The 14,590-nt window shown below is 71.5% G+C and carries 13 protein-coding genes; 7 read left to right on the forward strand and 6 right to left on the reverse strand.

Translation table 11 applies throughout. The annotated features are described in order from the left end of the window. Positions 1-16 precede the first annotated feature (16 nt). Positions 17-1,252: a kynureninase gene (gene kynU / locus RKE50_RS08625; protein WP_350035890.1), complete on the reverse strand. Its 1,236-nt coding sequence runs from the start codon at positions 1,250-1,252 to the stop codon at positions 17-19. 156 nt (positions 1,253-1,408) lie between these two features. Here kynU and msrA point away from each other — a divergent pair, with 156 nt between their 5' ends. The 4 genes from msrA to RKE50_RS08645 are packed head-to-tail and all read left to right on the forward strand — an operon-like array spanning position 1,409 to position 4,454. Next, the gene (msrA, locus tag RKE50_RS08630) at positions 1,409-1,984 is read left to right on the forward strand and encodes a peptide-methionine (S)-S-oxide reductase MsrA (protein WP_350035892.1); all 576 of its coding nucleotides are present in this window, start codon (positions 1,409-1,411) and stop codon (positions 1,982-1,984) included. 43 nt (positions 1,985-2,027) lie between these two features. Continuing rightward, complete coding sequence (gene dusA / locus RKE50_RS08635) at positions 2,028-3,035, forward strand: tRNA dihydrouridine(20/20a) synthase DusA (protein WP_350035893.1); 1,008 nt, start codon at positions 2,028-2,030, stop codon at positions 3,033-3,035. A 25-nt stretch (positions 3,036-3,060) separates the two neighbouring features. Beyond that, positions 3,061-4,014, forward strand: a complete 954-nt coding sequence (gene tal / locus RKE50_RS08640; protein WP_350035895.1) for a transaldolase — start codon at positions 3,061-3,063, stop codon at positions 4,012-4,014. Continuing rightward, positions 4,011-4,454 (forward strand): tellurite resistance TerB family protein, encoded by a 444-nt coding sequence (locus RKE50_RS08645; protein WP_350035897.1) that lies wholly within the window; start codon positions 4,011-4,013, stop codon positions 4,452-4,454. Before tal ends, RKE50_RS08645 begins: the two co-directional genes overlap by 4 nt. Here RKE50_RS08645 and RKE50_RS08650 read toward each other — a convergent pair. The 3 genes from RKE50_RS08650 to RKE50_RS08660 all read right to left on the reverse strand — a co-directional run bounded on the left by RKE50_RS08650 (position 4,451) and on the right by RKE50_RS08660 (position 6,947). Further along, complete coding sequence (locus tag RKE50_RS08650) at positions 4,451-4,936, reverse strand: STAS domain-containing protein (protein ID WP_350035898.1); 486 nt, start codon at positions 4,934-4,936, stop codon at positions 4,451-4,453. The genes RKE50_RS08645 and RKE50_RS08650 overlap by 4 nt on opposite strands. Beyond that, on the reverse strand, positions 4,929-6,125 hold the full coding sequence (locus RKE50_RS08655) for a SpoIIE family protein phosphatase (protein ID WP_350035900.1): 1,197 nt from the start codon (positions 6,123-6,125) through the stop codon (positions 4,929-4,931). The genes RKE50_RS08650 and RKE50_RS08655 overlap by 8 nt, the downstream gene beginning before the upstream one ends. Before the next feature lie 114 nt (positions 6,126-6,239). Continuing rightward, entirely contained in the window at positions 6,240-6,947 is a 708-nt protein-coding gene (locus RKE50_RS08660; RefSeq protein ID WP_350035901.1) for an MlaA family lipoprotein, read from the reverse strand. 81 nt (positions 6,948-7,028) lie between these two features. On the opposite strand from RKE50_RS08660, the gene RKE50_RS08665 reads away from it, so the two are divergent. Further along, positions 7,029-7,199 (forward strand): hypothetical protein, encoded by a 171-nt coding sequence (locus tag RKE50_RS08665; RefSeq protein WP_350035902.1) that lies wholly within the window; start codon positions 7,029-7,031, stop codon positions 7,197-7,199. Between the two features lie 76 nt (positions 7,200-7,275). Here the strand turns inward: RKE50_RS08665 and hrpA are convergent, their stop codons facing one another. Beyond that, positions 7,276-11,022, reverse strand: a complete 3,747-nt coding sequence (gene hrpA, locus RKE50_RS08670) for an ATP-dependent RNA helicase HrpA (protein ID WP_350035904.1) — start codon at positions 11,020-11,022, stop codon at positions 7,276-7,278. Positions 11,023-11,058: 36 nt separating this feature from the next. Then, a complete protein-coding gene (locus RKE50_RS08675) occupies positions 11,059-11,628 on the reverse strand; it encodes a hypothetical protein (protein WP_350035906.1) in 570 nt (189 codons plus the stop codon). A gap of 135 nt (positions 11,629-11,763) precedes the next feature. Between RKE50_RS08675 and mnmC the strand changes: the two genes are divergently transcribed. Both mnmC and RKE50_RS08685 read left to right on the forward strand, forming a co-directional pair. Next, positions 11,764-13,782, forward strand: coding sequence for a bifunctional tRNA (5-methylaminomethyl-2-thiouridine)(34)-methyltransferase MnmC2/FAD-dependent 5-carboxymethylaminomethyl-2-thiouridine(34) oxidoreductase MnmC1 (gene mnmC / locus RKE50_RS08680; protein ID WP_350035907.1), 2,019 nt, complete (start codon positions 11,764-11,766; stop codon positions 13,780-13,782). Continuing rightward, positions 13,779-14,579, forward strand: coding sequence for a glutaminyl-peptide cyclotransferase (locus RKE50_RS08685; RefSeq protein ID WP_350035908.1), 801 nt, complete (start codon positions 13,779-13,781; stop codon positions 14,577-14,579). The genes mnmC and RKE50_RS08685 overlap by 4 nt, the downstream gene beginning before the upstream one ends. Positions 14,580-14,590 lie beyond the last annotated feature (11 nt).

Genomic DNA, 14,590 nt, shown 5'->3' on the forward strand with positions numbered 1-14,590 from the left:
GTGGCAGAAACGGCGCTCAGGTCACCCGGGCCCGCGCCCGGAAGCGCTCGGCCCGGTGGTGCTCCCCGGCCAGCACCGTGGCGAGACCGCGGGCAGCGGCGGCCGCGTCGGCAAAGCTGTTGTACAGGGGCGCAAACCCGAACCGTACGATGTCCGGCGCGCGGAAGTCCACGATCACGCCGGCCTCGATCAGGGCCTGCGCCACGGCGTAGCCCTCCGGGTGCGCGAGCGACACCTGGCTGCCGCGCTCGCGGTGGGCCCGCGGTGTCAGGACCCGGACCGCGCTGCAGGCGGGCTCTGCATCGATCGCGGCGAGGAAGAAATCCGTCAGCGCCAGGGACTTCGCGCGCAGGTCCTCGAGCGCCACACCGTCGAAGACCGCGAGCGCGGCCTCCAGCGCACACAGGGCAATGATCGACGGCGTGCCCGCCTGGTACCGCAGCACCCCGGGCGCCGGCTCGTAGCGGTCGGCAAAGGCGAACGGCGAGCGGTGTCCGAGCCAGCCGGTCAGCGGCTGTTGCACCGCGTCCTGGTGGTGTCGTGCGACGTAGAGAAAGGCCGGCGCGCCCGGACCGCCGTTGAGGAACTTGTAGCCACAGCCCACGGCGAGATCGACGCCGCAGCGATCGAGCCGGACCGGCATCGCGCCGGCGCTGTGCGCGAGGTCCCAGAGCGCCAGGGCGCCGGCGTCGTGCGCAGCGCGGGTGAGCGCCGCCATGTCGTGGCGGCGGCCGCTGCGAAAATTGACCTCGGTGGCGAGCAGCACGGCGACGTCGTCATCGAGCGCCGCCGCGAGCTCACCGCCCGGTGCCTCGCGCACCCGGCAGCGCTCCGCGCCGAGGAACGACGCCAGGCCCCCGGCGAGGTAGCGATCCGTCGGGAAATCACCGGCCTCGACCAGGATGGTGCGCCGGCCGGGCCGCAGCGCCAGCGCCGTGGCCAGCAGCTTGAACAGGTTCACGGAGATACTGTCGCAGCAGAGCACCTGCCCGGGGGCGGCGCCGACGAGCGGCGCCACCTGCTCGCCCACCCGCTCCGGCAGGTCGATCCAGCCGTGGCGGTTCCAGCTGGCGATGAGGTCCTGCGCCCACTCCTCGGCGAGCAGGGCCTGCACGCGCGCGGGCACCGCCTTCGGCAGCGCGCCCAGGGAATTGCCGTCGAGGTAGACGGTGTCCGCCGGCAGCGCGAAGCAATCGCGCAGCGGTGCCAGTGGATCGGCCCTGTCTCGGCGGGCCGCTTCGTCCAGGCTCATCACGCCCCTCCCCGCCGGTCGAGCGGCGAGTGTAGCGCATGGCGGGCGCCGCTGCGGGCGCGGGCGGGGAATCCGCTCCCCGGGCGACGGCGTAAAGCCCGTGAACCCGCGACGCGCGGTGCGGTCCTACCCTGTACCCCTGACTGGAGAATCCCCATGAAGCGCCTTTTCCTGGCCACGTTGCTCGCCTGTTTCACCCTTGCCGCCAGCCCGCTCCGCGCCGCGGAGGCGATGTTCGCCGGCGGCTGCTTCTGGTGCATGGAAGCCGACTTCGACAAGCTCGAGGGCGTCGGCGAGGTCGTCTCCGGCTTTACCGGCGGCACCCTGCAGAACCCGACCTACCGCGGTAACCACGAGGGCCACTACGAGGCGGTGAAAGTGAGCTACGACCCGGCCGTGGTCAGCTACGAGCAGCTGCTAGAGCACTTCTGGCACAACATCGACCCCTTCGACGACCGCGGCCAGTTCTGCGACAAGGGGCCCAGCTACCGCACCGCCATCTTCGCGACGGAGGAACAGCGTCCGGCCGCCGAGGCGTCGCTGGCCGCCGTGCAGGAGCGCTTCCCGGAGCGCGAGATCGCCACGGAGCTGCTCCCGGCCGGGCGCTTCTGGCCCGTGGAGGAGTACCACCAGGACTACGCCGAGAAAAACCCCCTGCGCTACAAGTACTACCGCTGGAACTGCGGCCGCGACCAGCGCCTGGAGGAAGTCTGGGGCGGGGACGCGCACTGAACCCGCATGCGGTATCCTTTGCGCCGTGGACACGAGCTATGACATGAAAGCCCGGCGCGAGAGCGCCCCGGAACCGGCCGACTGGCGCTTCTGCACAGCCCCCATGATGGACTGGTCGGACCGCTTCTGCCGCCAGTTCTGGCGCGGCCTCACGCGCCGTGCGCGGCTGTACACGGAGATGGTCACCACCGGCGCGCTGATCCACGGCGACCGGGAGCGGCTGCTGGCCTTCGATCCGGCGGTGGAACATCCCGTGGCGCTGCAGCTCGGCGGCTCGGGCCCGGCCGACCTTGCCCGCTGCGCGCGCTTCGCCGAGGACGCCGGCTACGACGAGGTCAACCTCAACTGCGGCTGCCCGTCGGACCGGGTGCAGAACGGCGCCTTCGGTGCCTGCCTCATGGCCCGCCCGGACCTGGTCGCCGATTGCGTGCGCGCGATGCGCGACGCCTGCGCCATACCGGTGACCGTCAAGCACCGCAACGGCATCGACGACATGGAGAGCTACGGCGAGTTCCGGGACTTCGTGGGCACGGTCGCCGACGGCGGCTGCGGGGTGTTCATCGTCCATGCCCGCAAGGCCTGGCTGAAGGGCCTGTCACCGAAGGAAAACCGGGAGGTCCCGCCCCTCAACTACCCCTGGGTCTACCGGCTCAAGGCGGAGTTCCCGACGCTCACCGTCGTACTCAACGGCGGCCTCGACAGCGTCGAGAGCAGCCGCGAGCACCTCGCGACCCTCGACGGCATCATGCTCGGCCGCGCCGCCTACCAGGATCCGTGGCAGCTGGCGCGGGTCGACAGCACGCTCTTCGGCGCGGCCGATCCGGCCGCCACGCCGGAGGAGGCGCTGCTCGCCCTCTTCCCCTATCTCGAGCGCGAGCTCGCCGCGGGCACACCGCTCAACCATATCACGCGACACGTGCTGGGCCTGTTCAGCGGCCGGCCCGGTGCGCGCCGCTTCCGCCGCCACCTGAGCGAGAACGCACACCGCCCCGGCGCCGGCGCCGACACGCTCCGCGACGCCATGGACCAGCTCATCCCGCTCGCCGCCTGAGGCGGCGTCCACCACAGGAGACCCCATGCCCAGCAAGCTCGAGCAACTGAAGGCCATGACCCAGGTGGTCGCCGACACCGGCGACATCCAGGCCATCCGCCAGTTTGCGCCCACCGATGCGACCACGAACCCCTCGCTGCTGCTGAAGGCGTCCGCCCTGCCCCACTACGCCGAGCTCCTCGACGGCGCGCGCAGCGCCGCCGCGGCGGCCGGTGGCTCGGACGCGGAGCAGCTTGCCGACAGCTGCGACCGCTTCGCCGTCGCCGTGGGCCGCGAAATCCTCGAGCTCATCCCCGGCCGCGTCTCGACGGAAGTGGACGCGCGCCTGTCCTTCGACAGCGCGGGCACCATCGAGCGGGCGAAGAAGCTGGTCGGCCTCTACGAGGCGGCGGGCGTCGGCCGCGAGCGCGTGCTGATCAAGACCGCGTCGACCTGGGAGGGCATCCGCGCCGCCGAAGCGCTCGAGCGTGATGGCATCAACTGCAACCTGACGCTGCTCTTCGGCTTCACCCAGGCCTGCGCCTGCGCCGACGCGGGGGTCCACCTGATCTCGCCCTTCGTCGGCCGGATCCTCGACTGGTACAAGGCGAACACCGACCTGGCCATCGAGCAGCCCGAGGACGACCCGGGGGTGCAGTCGGTGCGCCGCATCTACAGCTACTACAAGCATCACGGCTACGACACGGTGGTCATGGGCGCGAGCTTCCGCAACCAGGGGGAGATCGAGGCGCTCGCCGGCTGCGACCGGCTGACCATCAGCCCGACACTCCTCGAGGGCCTCGCCGATGACGAGGGCGACCTGCCCCGGGCGCTCGCGGCGACGGGTGCGGCCTCCGACGACGCCCGGTCGGCCCCGGCGGAAGCCGCTTTCCGCCTGGAGCTCAACGACGACGCGATGGCCACGGAAAAACTCGCCGAAGGCATCCGCAACTTCATCGCCGACCAGCGCCGCCTCGAGCAGGTGGTGAGCGAGCGATGATCGGCGCGCTGAAAGCGCTCTTCGAGCCGGCCCGGGACGACGAACCGGCAGTCACGGAGCATCGGCTGCGCCTGGCGGCCGCGGCCCTGCTGATCGAGACGGCGCGGGCAGACTCGCGGCAGGACGGGGTCGAGGAAGCGGCGCTGGCCGACACGCTGATGCGCGGCCTGGGCCTCAGCGAGGCCGAGCTCGACGACCTCGTCCGCGAGGCCAACGCCCAGGCCGACGCGGCAACCTCGCTGTACCAGTTCACCCGGCTCATCAACGATCACTTCACCCCGGCGCGCAAGCGCCAGCTGATCATCGACATGTGGAAGGTGGCCTACGCCGACGGCGACCTCGACAAGTACGAGGAGCACCTGATCCGCCGCGTCGCCGAGCTCATCCACGTACCCCACGAGGAGTACATCCGGGCAAAGCTGACCGTCGCCGGTCGCTAGGGGGAGGACTCCAGCGCATCCATGAGATCGCGGAAGCGGTCCGCGTTCTCGTCGGACAGCCCCATGAGGACCCGGTGCGCTTCGATCACCCGCTCGCGCACCGCGTCCTCGCTGCCGGGCACCAGGGGGATAGCCTCGGCGGTGCCGGTGTTGCAGCAGGTTTTCTCGTGCAGCTCGAAGAGACGTTCGAAACCCATGCTCGAGAGAAGCCGGTTGATGCCCGCATCGCAGCAGTAGATGGCCGGGCGGAAACCGTAGCGCTCGCGCACCTGCAGCGCCAGCTTGGCCAGCTGGCCGAGGGTCGTGCTGTCGAGCCCCTCGACATCGCAGAGGTCGATCCAGACGCTGGCGAAGGCCGGGTCCGAGAGCATCTGCGCCAGGTAGTCGTCGAGCGAGGTGCACAGGGTCATGCGCACGTCGCCGGTGAGGCGCAGCACGTAGGCGCCGTCCTGGCAGGCTGCCAGCACCCGGCCCTCAGACACTGCCGGCCCGCTTGCTGACGAACAGCGCGGCGATGTCATCCGGCGCCGTGGCCACGGAATCGAGGCCGAGGCGGGTGACCAGCGCAGCCGGGCTCTCACTGCCCTGGCGGAAGACGTCGAGGAAGAAGCTCTCTTTCTCGATCAGGTTTTCCGGCGGCAGGATCTCGAGAATGCCGTCCGAGAACAGCGCCAAGGTAAAACTCTCGGGCAGCGCCACTTCCTGCGTCTCGAAGGCCGCGTCCGGCATCATGCCCACCGCCGTGCCCTCCCCGGGCAGGTAGTCGGCCCCGGCAGCGGAAACGAGCACGGGCAGCGGCAGGTGCCCGGCCACCGCGTAACGCAGCCGGTTCGACGCCATGTCGAGGGCGCCGACGATCATGGTCGCGAACTTGCCGACGCCGAGGTCCAGCAGTTCCTTGTTGGCGAGCCCGAGCATGCGCACCGGGTCGAGAACCGCGGCATCGCTCTTGCGGAGATAGTCCGAGCGCTTGCGCGCGAAGAGGTTCTTGAGCAGCACCGTGGCGAAGGCCGAAGAGCTGCCGTGGCCCGAAACGTCGGCCATGAAGAACACCACGTAGTCCTGGCCCACGGTGAAATAGTCGGTGAAGTCGCCGCTCAGGTAGAGCGACGGAATCACCGTGTGGCTGAACACGTAATCGCCGATCACCATGGGCGAGGTCGGCAGCATGCGCAGCTGCACCTGGCGCCCGGCCTGCTGGTCCTGCTCGAGGACGCGCACGGTGTGGTTCAGCTCGCGGTTGGCGGACTCCAGCCGCTTGCGGGACTGGCGCAGCTCCCGGCTCATCTGGCGCTGGCGCACGCAGCGGTCCATGGAGTCGAACAGGGCCTGGGCGTCTTCCACCGGGCGGGCGAAGAAGTCGTTCGCGCCGAGACGCAGCGCGGTCATCATGTTGGCCGAGGAGGCCTCGTCGGAGAACATGATCACCGGAACCTGCACGTTCATCTCGCGCAGCGTGCGCTTGGCCTCGCCCCAGGAAACACCCTTGAGGTCCAGCTCACAGAGGATGACGTCCAGGTCGCTGGCATCGCTCAGCGACTGGGTGGAATTGGTCACGTCGGTAGTGACATCGGCGGTGAAGCCGGCACCGGTCACGAGCCCGGCGAGCGCCTCGGCGCGTTCCGGGTCATTGTCGATGACCAGCACCTTGCCGCTGTGTGTCATCTGCATGGATCAGGGCTCCAGACTTGGAAGGACACTACGCCGCCCGGGACACCCGGGCAAGGCGGATCGCGCAGGCTGGGGCACAATTCACAGTTTCGGCGCGCTTTCGATGCAGAGGATTCAGAAATCCTCCGACCAGTCGTCCTCGAAATCGGAGAACTCGTCCTCCACGACGCCGTCGCGCAGCCGGGCAGCCCGCTGCTGCAGGTAGGCATCGCGGATGAAGATGTAGCGATCGCCGGACATGAGCTGGTCCGACTCCAGCAGCCGCGCGCGTCCGTGGACGATGCCGACGGTGAACAGGCTCCAGGTCACCGTGGAGTCGTCGAGGTAGAAAGGCACAGAGGCAAAGGTATCGACCAGCGTGCCGGTACCGCTGCGGATGGTGCGCGGGCCGAAGAGCGGCACCACGACATAGGGCCCCTGGGGCACGCCCCAGGCGGCGAGGGTCTCCCCGAAGTCGGCGCGGTGGCGCTCGATGCCGAGCTCCGTGGCGACGTCGAAAAAGCCGAACATCCCGAGCGTGCTGTTGACCAGGACCCGCCCCGCGGAATCCCGCGCACCGGACCACTTGCCCTGCAGCAGCGAATTCACCGCCCGGTTCACGTCGAGCATGTTGCCGAAGAAGTTGCCGATGCCCATCTGCATGCTCTGCGGGACCACGTAATCGTAGCCCTTTGCCGCCGGTCGCAGCAGGAAGGTATCGAGCATGTCGTTGAAGGCGAAGATGGGGCGATTGATCGCTTCCAGGGGATCCACGTCGCTGCCCTGCGCGAACTGGGCGCAGGGCAGGGCGAGGGTTAGCACCAGGATCAGACGAGCAAGCATTTTTGTTCCCCGAAAACGTAACCGGCAATCTTAAGCCGGCGGCCGCGGCGGTACAATATCACCATCCTCACGATCGTCACCGTGGCATGCCAGCGCGAGCGCGGCGAACTCGGCGAGCTGGCCGCGCCCGTGCTCACGGAGCGCCGCGGGGGCGAGCGGCAGCTCGGCCGCCAGGTCGTCGGGGAGCCGGCCACCCCGCCGCCCGGGTGTCTACTGCACTGTCTTGAGAAGACGGGCGGTGGCGGGTGTTAATTCCATGAAGCGAACGTACTCCTGCCGGTCACCACGGCTCTGCATGGGAGTCTCCGGTGCCGACCGTCGACTCATCTCAGCGCGGGTGCGCGGCCAGCCAGGCCTCGCAGTCCTGCCACTGGCGGGCCAGGCGCTTGGCCGAGACGGGGCGGGACGTGCCCAGCTGCTGGGCGAACAGAGAAACTCGAAATTCTTCCAACATTTCGCTGTAAGTCATTATTTCTTCTGACATAAGCCGCACATGAGGCCGCTCGGAAAGCAGCGTGGCGAGCGGCGCGCCCAGGGTCTCGAGCTGCGCCCGGGCCTGCTCGTCCTTGCCCGGCTGCGCCGGCAGTCGTTCCAGCCGGTGGTCCAGCGCCTTCGCGTAGCGGGGGTACTGCGCGAACCGGTCGAACGGGGTGGCCAGGATGAAGCCCGGCCGGAAAAGGTCCGCGAGCTGGTCCTCCACGTCGGCGACCGCCTCGGGCCACTGCCCGGCCAGCTTTGCCAGCCGGGGCCGCGCCGCCGCGAGCGGTCGAAGCGTATTGCGAAGCCGCTGTTCCAGCTCGTTGGCGACCGCAACGAGCCGCCCGTTGCCCCGCTGGACGGCAGCCTCGAAGGTCTCCGGGTCGCGGCAGTCACCCGCGCCCAGGGCGCAGGCCTCGAGCACCGCCGCCGCGAGGAGATCGTCGACCAGCGCCTCGCGCTCGAGGCCGGCGGCCGCGAACAGCAGCTGATCCTCGTTTGCGCGCAGAAGCTGCTTGCGCAGGTTGCGCAGCGGCCGCGACAGCTGCAGGGCCGCGAGCCGCGCCAGGCCCTTGCGATGGCTCGCCAGCGCATCCTCCGCATAGTCGAAGAGCCGGATGGCGACGCTGTCGCCGCGGTCCTCGAGCGCCGGAAAGGCCACGATGGCGACCCCGGCCTGCTCCTCGCTCCAGCGCGCGGGCAGCGCGCCGAAATCCCAGGTCGTGATACCGGCCCGCGCAGGCCCCGGGGCACCGGGGCCGGTCACGGCGGCGGCGGTCTCGTCGCGGAAACGCGCAACCAGCGCGTCCAGATCCCGGGCCTGCGCCAGCAGCCTGCCCTCGGCATCCACCACGCGCACGTTCATGCGGTAGAAATCGTCCAGGGCCGAGGGATCGAAGTCGGCGGCCTCGACGCGACAGGCGCCGAGGCGGGACAGGACCGGGGCGAGCGCCTCGGGCAGCGGCCGGTCCGCCGGCACCAGGTCGCCGAGGGCGGCGGCCACTGTATCCGGGACCGGCACGAGGTTGCGCCGGATACGCTTGGGCAGGCCGCGCACCAGCGCCTCGCACTTCTCCCGGAGCAGGCCGGGGACCAGCCAGTCAAAGCGATGGCGCGGCACGCGGTTGAGCAGCGCGACCGGCACCGTGACCGAGACGCCATCCGCCTCGCCGCCCGGCTCGAAGCGATAGGCGAGCGGGTAGCGCTGTCCCTCCCAGGTCAGCTCGTCGGGGAACTGCGCTTCCAGGTCGTCCCCCGGCATGCGGGCGGCGAGCTCCGCCCGGGAAAGGCGCAGGCCGGCATCGGCCCCGGGGGTGCGCTTCAGCCAGCGCGCGAGCTTCGCCGCCGTGGTGATGTCCGCCGGCAGCCCCTCGTCGTAGAACGCGAACAGCACCTCCTCGTCCACCAGCAGGTCCCGGCGCCGGATCCGGTTCTCGAGGTCCTCGAGCGCCGCGGCCTCGGCGAGGTTGTGGCGCAGGAAGGCGGGCTGTTGCCGCCAGCGCCCCGGCACCAGGCCTTCCCGGATCAACAGTTCCCGCGCCAGCGGCGGGTCGATGGGGCCGTAGTGCACCGTCGTGCCATCGCTCACCGTCAGCCCGAACAGCGTCACCCGTTCCGTGGCCACCACCCGGCCGCTGCCGCGCTGCCAGCGCGGCTCGTAATGGTGGCGCTTGAGCAATGCGGGGTTCGCCGAGAGCAGCCAGTCCGGCTCGATGGCGGCGGCCGTGCGCGCGAACACCCGGCTGGTCTCCACCACCTCCGCCGCCACCAGCCAGGGCGGTGGCTTGCGATGCAGCGTGGAGCCGGGAAAGACCCAGAGCTTGCGGTTTCGCGTGCCCAGGTATTCACGCCCCTCGTGGCGCTGCGCGACGTTGGCCAGCAGGCCGGGCAGCAGGGCCCGGTGGATGGCGGTGTAGTCCGGCTCCTCGGCGAGCCGCGAGGGCACGGCGATACCCTGCTGGCGGCAGGCGATGCTGAGCTGCCGGTGGATATCACGCCACTCCCGCATGCGCAGGAACGAGAGATACTCCTGCTTGCAGAGCTTGCGCAGCTGGTTCTGGCTGAGCGCCTGGCGCTGCTCCTCGAAGTAGCGCCAGAGCTGCAGGAAAGCGAGGAAGTCCGAGCGCGGATCGCGGAAGCGGGCATGCGCCTGGTCCGCCTGCGCCTGGCGGTCCGCCGGGCGCTCGCGAGGGTCCTGCACGGCGAGGGCACTGGCGATGACCAGTACCTCCGGCACGCAGCCGTGGTCGCTCGCCGCGAGGATCATGCGCCCGGCGATCGGGTCGACCGGCAGCCGGGCCAGCTTCCGCCCCAGCGGCGTGAGCCGGTGCTGCGGGTCGACGGCGCCGAGCTCCTCCAGCAGGCGGTAGCCCTCGCGCACCCCCTTGCGCTCCGGCGGCTCGAGGAACGGGAAACGCTCCACCGCGCCCAGGCGCAGGTCCAGCATCTGCAGGATCACCGCCGCCAGGTTGCTGCGGCGAATCTCCGGGTCCGTGAAGGCGGGCCGGGACAGGTAGTCCTCTTCACTGTAGAGCCGCAGGCAGACCCCCGGGCCGATACGCCCGCAGCGCCCCTTGCGCTGGTCCGCGCTGGCCCGGGAGATGGGCTCGATGGGCAGGCGCTGGATGCGGGAGCGCGGACTGTAGCGGTTGATGCGCGCCTCGCCCGGATCGATCACGTAGCGGATCCCGGGGACGGTGACCGAGGTCTCGGCCACGTTGGTGGCGAGCACCACGCGCAGGCCGCGGCGGCTACGCGGGTCGAAGACCCGGGCCTGCTCCGCCTGGCCCAGGCGGGCGTAGAGCGGCAGCACGTCGAGGCCCGCCTCGCCGCGCAGCGCATGGGCCAGCTCGCGGATATCGCGCTCCCCGGGGAGAAACACGAGCATGTCGCCGCGGGGCCCCCAGGCACCGTCACGCACCTCGCGCACGCGCTCCGCCAGCGCCTGCGGCGGGTCCCGGTCGGTGCCGGGTTCCGGCGGCAGGTAGTGGGTCTCCACGGGGTAGGAACGCCCGGGCACTTCCACCACCGGCGCCCCGTCGAAATGCCGGGAGAAACGCTCCACGTCGATGGTGGCGGAAGTGATCACGACCTTCAGGTCGGGGCGCCGGGGCAGCAGCCGGTGCAGGTAGCCGAGGAGAAAGTCGATGTTGAGGCTGCGCTCGTGGGCCTCGTCGATGATCAGCGTGTCGTAGGCCCGCAGCTCCCGGTCCCGGCGCAGCTCCGCGAGGAGAATACCGTCGGTCATGAGCTTGACCGCGGTCTCGGGGCCGACGTTGTCCTGGAAGCGCACCTGGTAGCCGACCAGGGCGCCGAGGGGTGTCGCCAGCTCCTCGGCAATGCGCCGGGCCACGTTGCGCGCGGCGAGGCGCCGCGGCTGCGTATGGCCGATGCGCTGCTGGCGGCCGCGGCCGAGCTCCAGGCAGATCTTGGGCAGCTGGGTGGTCTTCCCGGAGCCGGTCTCGCCGGCGACGATGACCACCTGGTGACCGCTGAGCGCCTCGGCGATCTCCCCGCGCAGCGCGGCGACCGGCAGGTCCTCGGGGTAGTGGATCGGCGGGATGGCGCGCAGCGTGGCGGTGGCTTCCGGCTCAGTCATCGCGAAGGGTGGCGCACCCGCGGGCGCACCGCGGCGTCAGCCGTTGTCGGGGGCCTTGTCTGCGGCCTTCTCTGCGGCTTGCTCAATGGCCGCCTCACCGGCCGCCAGCTCCGTGGCCCCGCCGGCCGCCGGCTGCTCTGCGAACTGGCCGCGCTCCAGGTACATGAGCTGGAGCACCACCGAGGGCTGGCCGCTGCCGGCATCGGCGCCGAGCACGAGCACGCTCGCTTCACCCTCCTCCACGGTCACCGCGGAGATACCGAAAATGACCACGTTGGGATCGTGCTCGGCGTGGAAGGTCTTGACCGGTTTCTCCTCGCGCAGGGCGTCGGCGATGTTGGCGACGAGCAGGGTCACGCCCGCACGGAAGGCGCCGAAGTTGAGCCGGCCGCGGTACTCGCTGTGGTCCAGGGCTACCTCGAACCGGACCTCGGAGCCGTCCTCCATGCGCACGCGGGTCAGCGGCACCGGCTTGCCCTCGCTGATCTCGCGGTAGAGGTTCTTGGCCTCCGTACGGGTCGCCTCGAGGAATACCTTGTGCAGCAGGTTCACGGACAGGGTCAGGAACTTGTCCGTGGGAAGCGTGTGGGTCTGGGTCCCGGCCATGCTGGTCTCGCGCGTGTCGCGTTCCGGTGTGGGTTGCGGTGTAAAGAGCCGCGAGTCTAAACGCTGCGGCGGGCCATGGCCAGCGCCCGCCTCTGCTATCCTTGCGCCCCTCACGCCGCCGGCCCCGCGACCAAGATGGACCCACAGCAAGCCCCCTGGCGCCCCCTGGCCACCGCCGAGCTCGACTGGGAGCCCGGCGGCGCGCCGCGCTCGCGCCGCTACGGCGACATCTACTTCTCACCCGATGACGGCCCGGCGGAAAGCCGGCACGTGTTCCTGGCCGGCAGCGGGCTCCCCCGGCGCTGGCGACAGCACGACGCCCCCGTGTTCCGCGTCGGCGAACTCGGATTCGGCACCGGCCTGAATTTCCTGGTGACCCTCGCCGCGCTGCAGCGGGAGGCGCCGGCGGGGCTTCGGCTGCACTACTGGGCGGTGGAGGCCGAACCCCTGCGGGCGGAGGACCTCGCGCGCTGCGCCCGGGCGCTGCCGCCGTCCCTCGCCGCGCCGGCCGCGACGCTGGCCGCCCAGTACCCGCCGCCGGTGCCCGGCGTGCACCGCCTGTGCTTCGACGACGGCCGCATCGTGCTGGACCTGTACTGGGGCGACGCCGCCGCGGCCCTTGCAGACCTCGCCAGCCACGGGCGCCGCTGGTTCGACGCCTGGTACCTGGACGGCTTCGCCCCGGCGCGCAACGCCGCGCTGTGGGAGGAGGCGCTGTGGCGGGACCTGGCGCGCCTCAGCCGGCCCGGCGCCACGGTCGCCACCTTCACGGCGGCGGGCCGCGTGCGCCGCGGCCTCGCCGCGGCCGGCTTCGCCATGGCCAGGCGGGAGGGCTTCGGGGCCAAGCGCGAGTCGCTTCACGGGCAACTCGCCAGCCCCCCGCCGGCTGCGGCGGAGGACGGCACGCCCTGGGACCTGCCGGAGAACCCGGCCCCGGCGCCGTCCAGCGCGCTGATCGTCGGCGGCGGCATCGCCGGAGCCTGTGCCGCCGCCGCCCTCGCCCGCCGCGGCGTGGCGGTCACGGTGCTCGAGGCCGGACCGGTGGCCGGCCGCGGATCGGGCAATGCCCAGGGCGTGCTGTTCACGCGCCTGTCGCACCGCCACGCGCCGCTCACGGACATCGCCCTGCTCGCCTACCTCGACGCCGCCCGCAGCTACCGGGCGCTGTTCGACGCGGGCAGGCTGCGTGCCGGCGACGACGGCGAGCTGGACGGCTGCTTCCACATGGCGGGCCCCAAGGTACGCCTCGACCAGCTCGCGCCGGCGCTCGCGGCCGTTCCCGAGCTCGCCGAGGTGCTTGACCCGGCGGCCGCCGCAGAGCGGCTCGGCGTGACGCCCGCCGCCGGCGGACTCTGGCTGCCGCACTCGGGCTGGCTGCACCCCGCCGCCGCCTGCCGCGCCCTGCTCGCGGGTAGCGGTATCACGCTGGTGGAGCACTGCGGCGAGGTGGCGCTCGCGCGGGAGGACGGCCGCTGGCGGGCGCTGGCCGAGGGTGGCCGCCACTGGTCCGCGGACATCGCGGTGGTCGCGGCCGGCGTCACCAGCGCGGACCTCGCGGACCTTCACTGGCTGCCGCTGAGGCCGATCCGCGGCCAGGTGAGCGCGCTGCCGGCGGCGGCGGTGACGGGCAACCTGCGCGCACCCTTCTGCCACAGCGGCTACGTCACACCGCCGCGTGACGGCATCCTCAACTTCGGCGCGAGCTTTGCCCCCGGGGACGCGGACCGGTCGCTGCGCCGGGACGAGCACCGACACAATCTCGAGGCCCTGGCCGACGCCGTGCCGGCCTGGGCGCCGGCGCTCCGGGCCGTGGACGCGGCCTCGGTCGCCGGCCGCGCGGAGCTCCGCTGCGGCGCCCCGGACTACCTGCCGCTCGCCGGCCCCGCACCGGTACCCGCCGCCTTCCGGGAACGCTACGCCGGCCTCAGCCGGAATGCCCGAGCCGCGGTGCCGGCGCGCGCGCCCTGCGTGCCCGGCCTCTATCTCAGCACCGGGCACGGCTCGCGCGGCCTGAGCAGCGCGCCGCTGGCGGCAGAACTGATCGCCAGCCAGGCCTGCGACGAGCCACCGCCGCTGCCGCGGCCCCTGGCGCGCGCCCTCGCCCCGGCGCGCTTTATACTGCGGGAACTGATCCGCGCCGGGGGCACCCCATGACCCGTGATTTCGTCTCCGTTCTGTCCGGCTTCCTGGCCTGCCTCTCCGGCGTCCTTGCCAGCGCCGCGCTGGCGGAGGCGCCGACGCAGTACGGCTACCGGGTGCTCGAGCAGCGCCCGCTGCCCCGGGACAATTTCGTCCAGGGCCTCGAGTTCGACGGTGACACGCTCCTGGTCGGCACCGGGCAGTACGGCCAGTCGCGCATCCGGCGCTACGCGTTCCCGGCGATGACCCTGCTCGCCGAGCAGCGCCTGCCGCCGCGGCTTTTCGGCGAGGGCATCACCCGCTACGGCGACCGCATCTTCCAGCTCACCTGGCGCGCCGGCTTCGGGGTCGCCTGGGACGCGACGGAGCTTAAGCCGGTGGCCCGCTTCGCGCTGCCCGGGGAGGGCTGGGGCCTGACCCACAACGAGACCTCGCTCATCTACAGTGACGGCAGTGCCACGGTGCGCTTCCTCGACCCGGCCACGCTGCAGCCGACCCGCGAGCTGGTCGTACGGCGCGACGGCAAGGCGCTGCCGCGGCTCAACGAGCTCGAGTGGATCGACGGCCGGCTCTGGGCCAACGTCTGGACCACCGACCGCGTCGTGATCATCCACCCCGACAGCGGCAACGTCGAGGCGGAGGTGGACCTGGCGGGGCTCCTGCCCCTGCCGGAGCGGCGCCGCGATACGGACGTGCTCAACGGCATCGCCCGGGACAGCGCCGGGCAGACGTGGGTGACCGGGAAGCACTGGCCGTGGCTCTACCGCATCGAGCTGACGCCCGCGGGCACGCGCGCACGGGACCTGCAATAACGCTACAATGG

It is taken from the genome of Pseudohaliea sp. (genome assembly GCF_040217025.1).
GTDB lineage: Bacteria > Pseudomonadota > Gammaproteobacteria > Pseudomonadales > Halieaceae > Pseudohaliea.

Excerpts from the sequence above, each read along its gene's own strand:
- RKE50_RS08685 (WP_350035908.1), top strand. The coding sequence starts at position 13,779 with ATGACCCGTGATTTCGTCTCCGTTCTGTCCGGCTTCCTGGCCTGCCTC.
- tal (WP_350035895.1), top strand. The coding sequence starts at position 3,061 with ATGCCCAGCAAGCTCGAGCAACTGAAGGCCATGACCCAGGTGGTCGCC.
- RKE50_RS08660 (WP_350035901.1), bottom strand. The coding sequence starts at position 6,947 with ATGCTTGCTCGTCTGATCCTGGTGCTAACCCTCGCCCTGCCCTGCGCC.
- RKE50_RS08645 (WP_350035897.1), top strand. The coding sequence starts at position 4,011 with ATGATCGGCGCGCTGAAAGCGCTCTTCGAGCCGGCCCGGGACGACGAA.
- kynU (WP_350035890.1), bottom strand. The coding sequence starts at position 1,252 with ATGAGCCTGGACGAAGCGGCCCGCCGAGACAGGGCCGATCCACTGGCA.
- RKE50_RS08655 (WP_350035900.1), bottom strand. The coding sequence starts at position 6,125 with ATGCAGATGACACACAGCGGCAAGGTGCTGGTCATCGACAATGACCCG.
- RKE50_RS08675 (WP_350035906.1), bottom strand. The coding sequence starts at position 11,628 with ATGGCCGGGACCCAGACCCACACGCTTCCCACGGACAAGTTCCTGACC.
- dusA (WP_350035893.1), top strand. The coding sequence starts at position 2,028 with ATGAAAGCCCGGCGCGAGAGCGCCCCGGAACCGGCCGACTGGCGCTTC.
- msrA (WP_350035892.1), top strand. The coding sequence starts at position 1,409 with ATGAAGCGCCTTTTCCTGGCCACGTTGCTCGCCTGTTTCACCCTTGCC.
- mnmC (WP_350035907.1), top strand. The coding sequence starts at position 11,764 with ATGGACCCACAGCAAGCCCCCTGGCGCCCCCTGGCCACCGCCGAGCTC.
- hrpA (WP_350035904.1), bottom strand. The coding sequence starts at position 11,022 with ATGACTGAGCCGGAAGCCACCGCCACGCTGCGCGCCATCCCGCCGATC.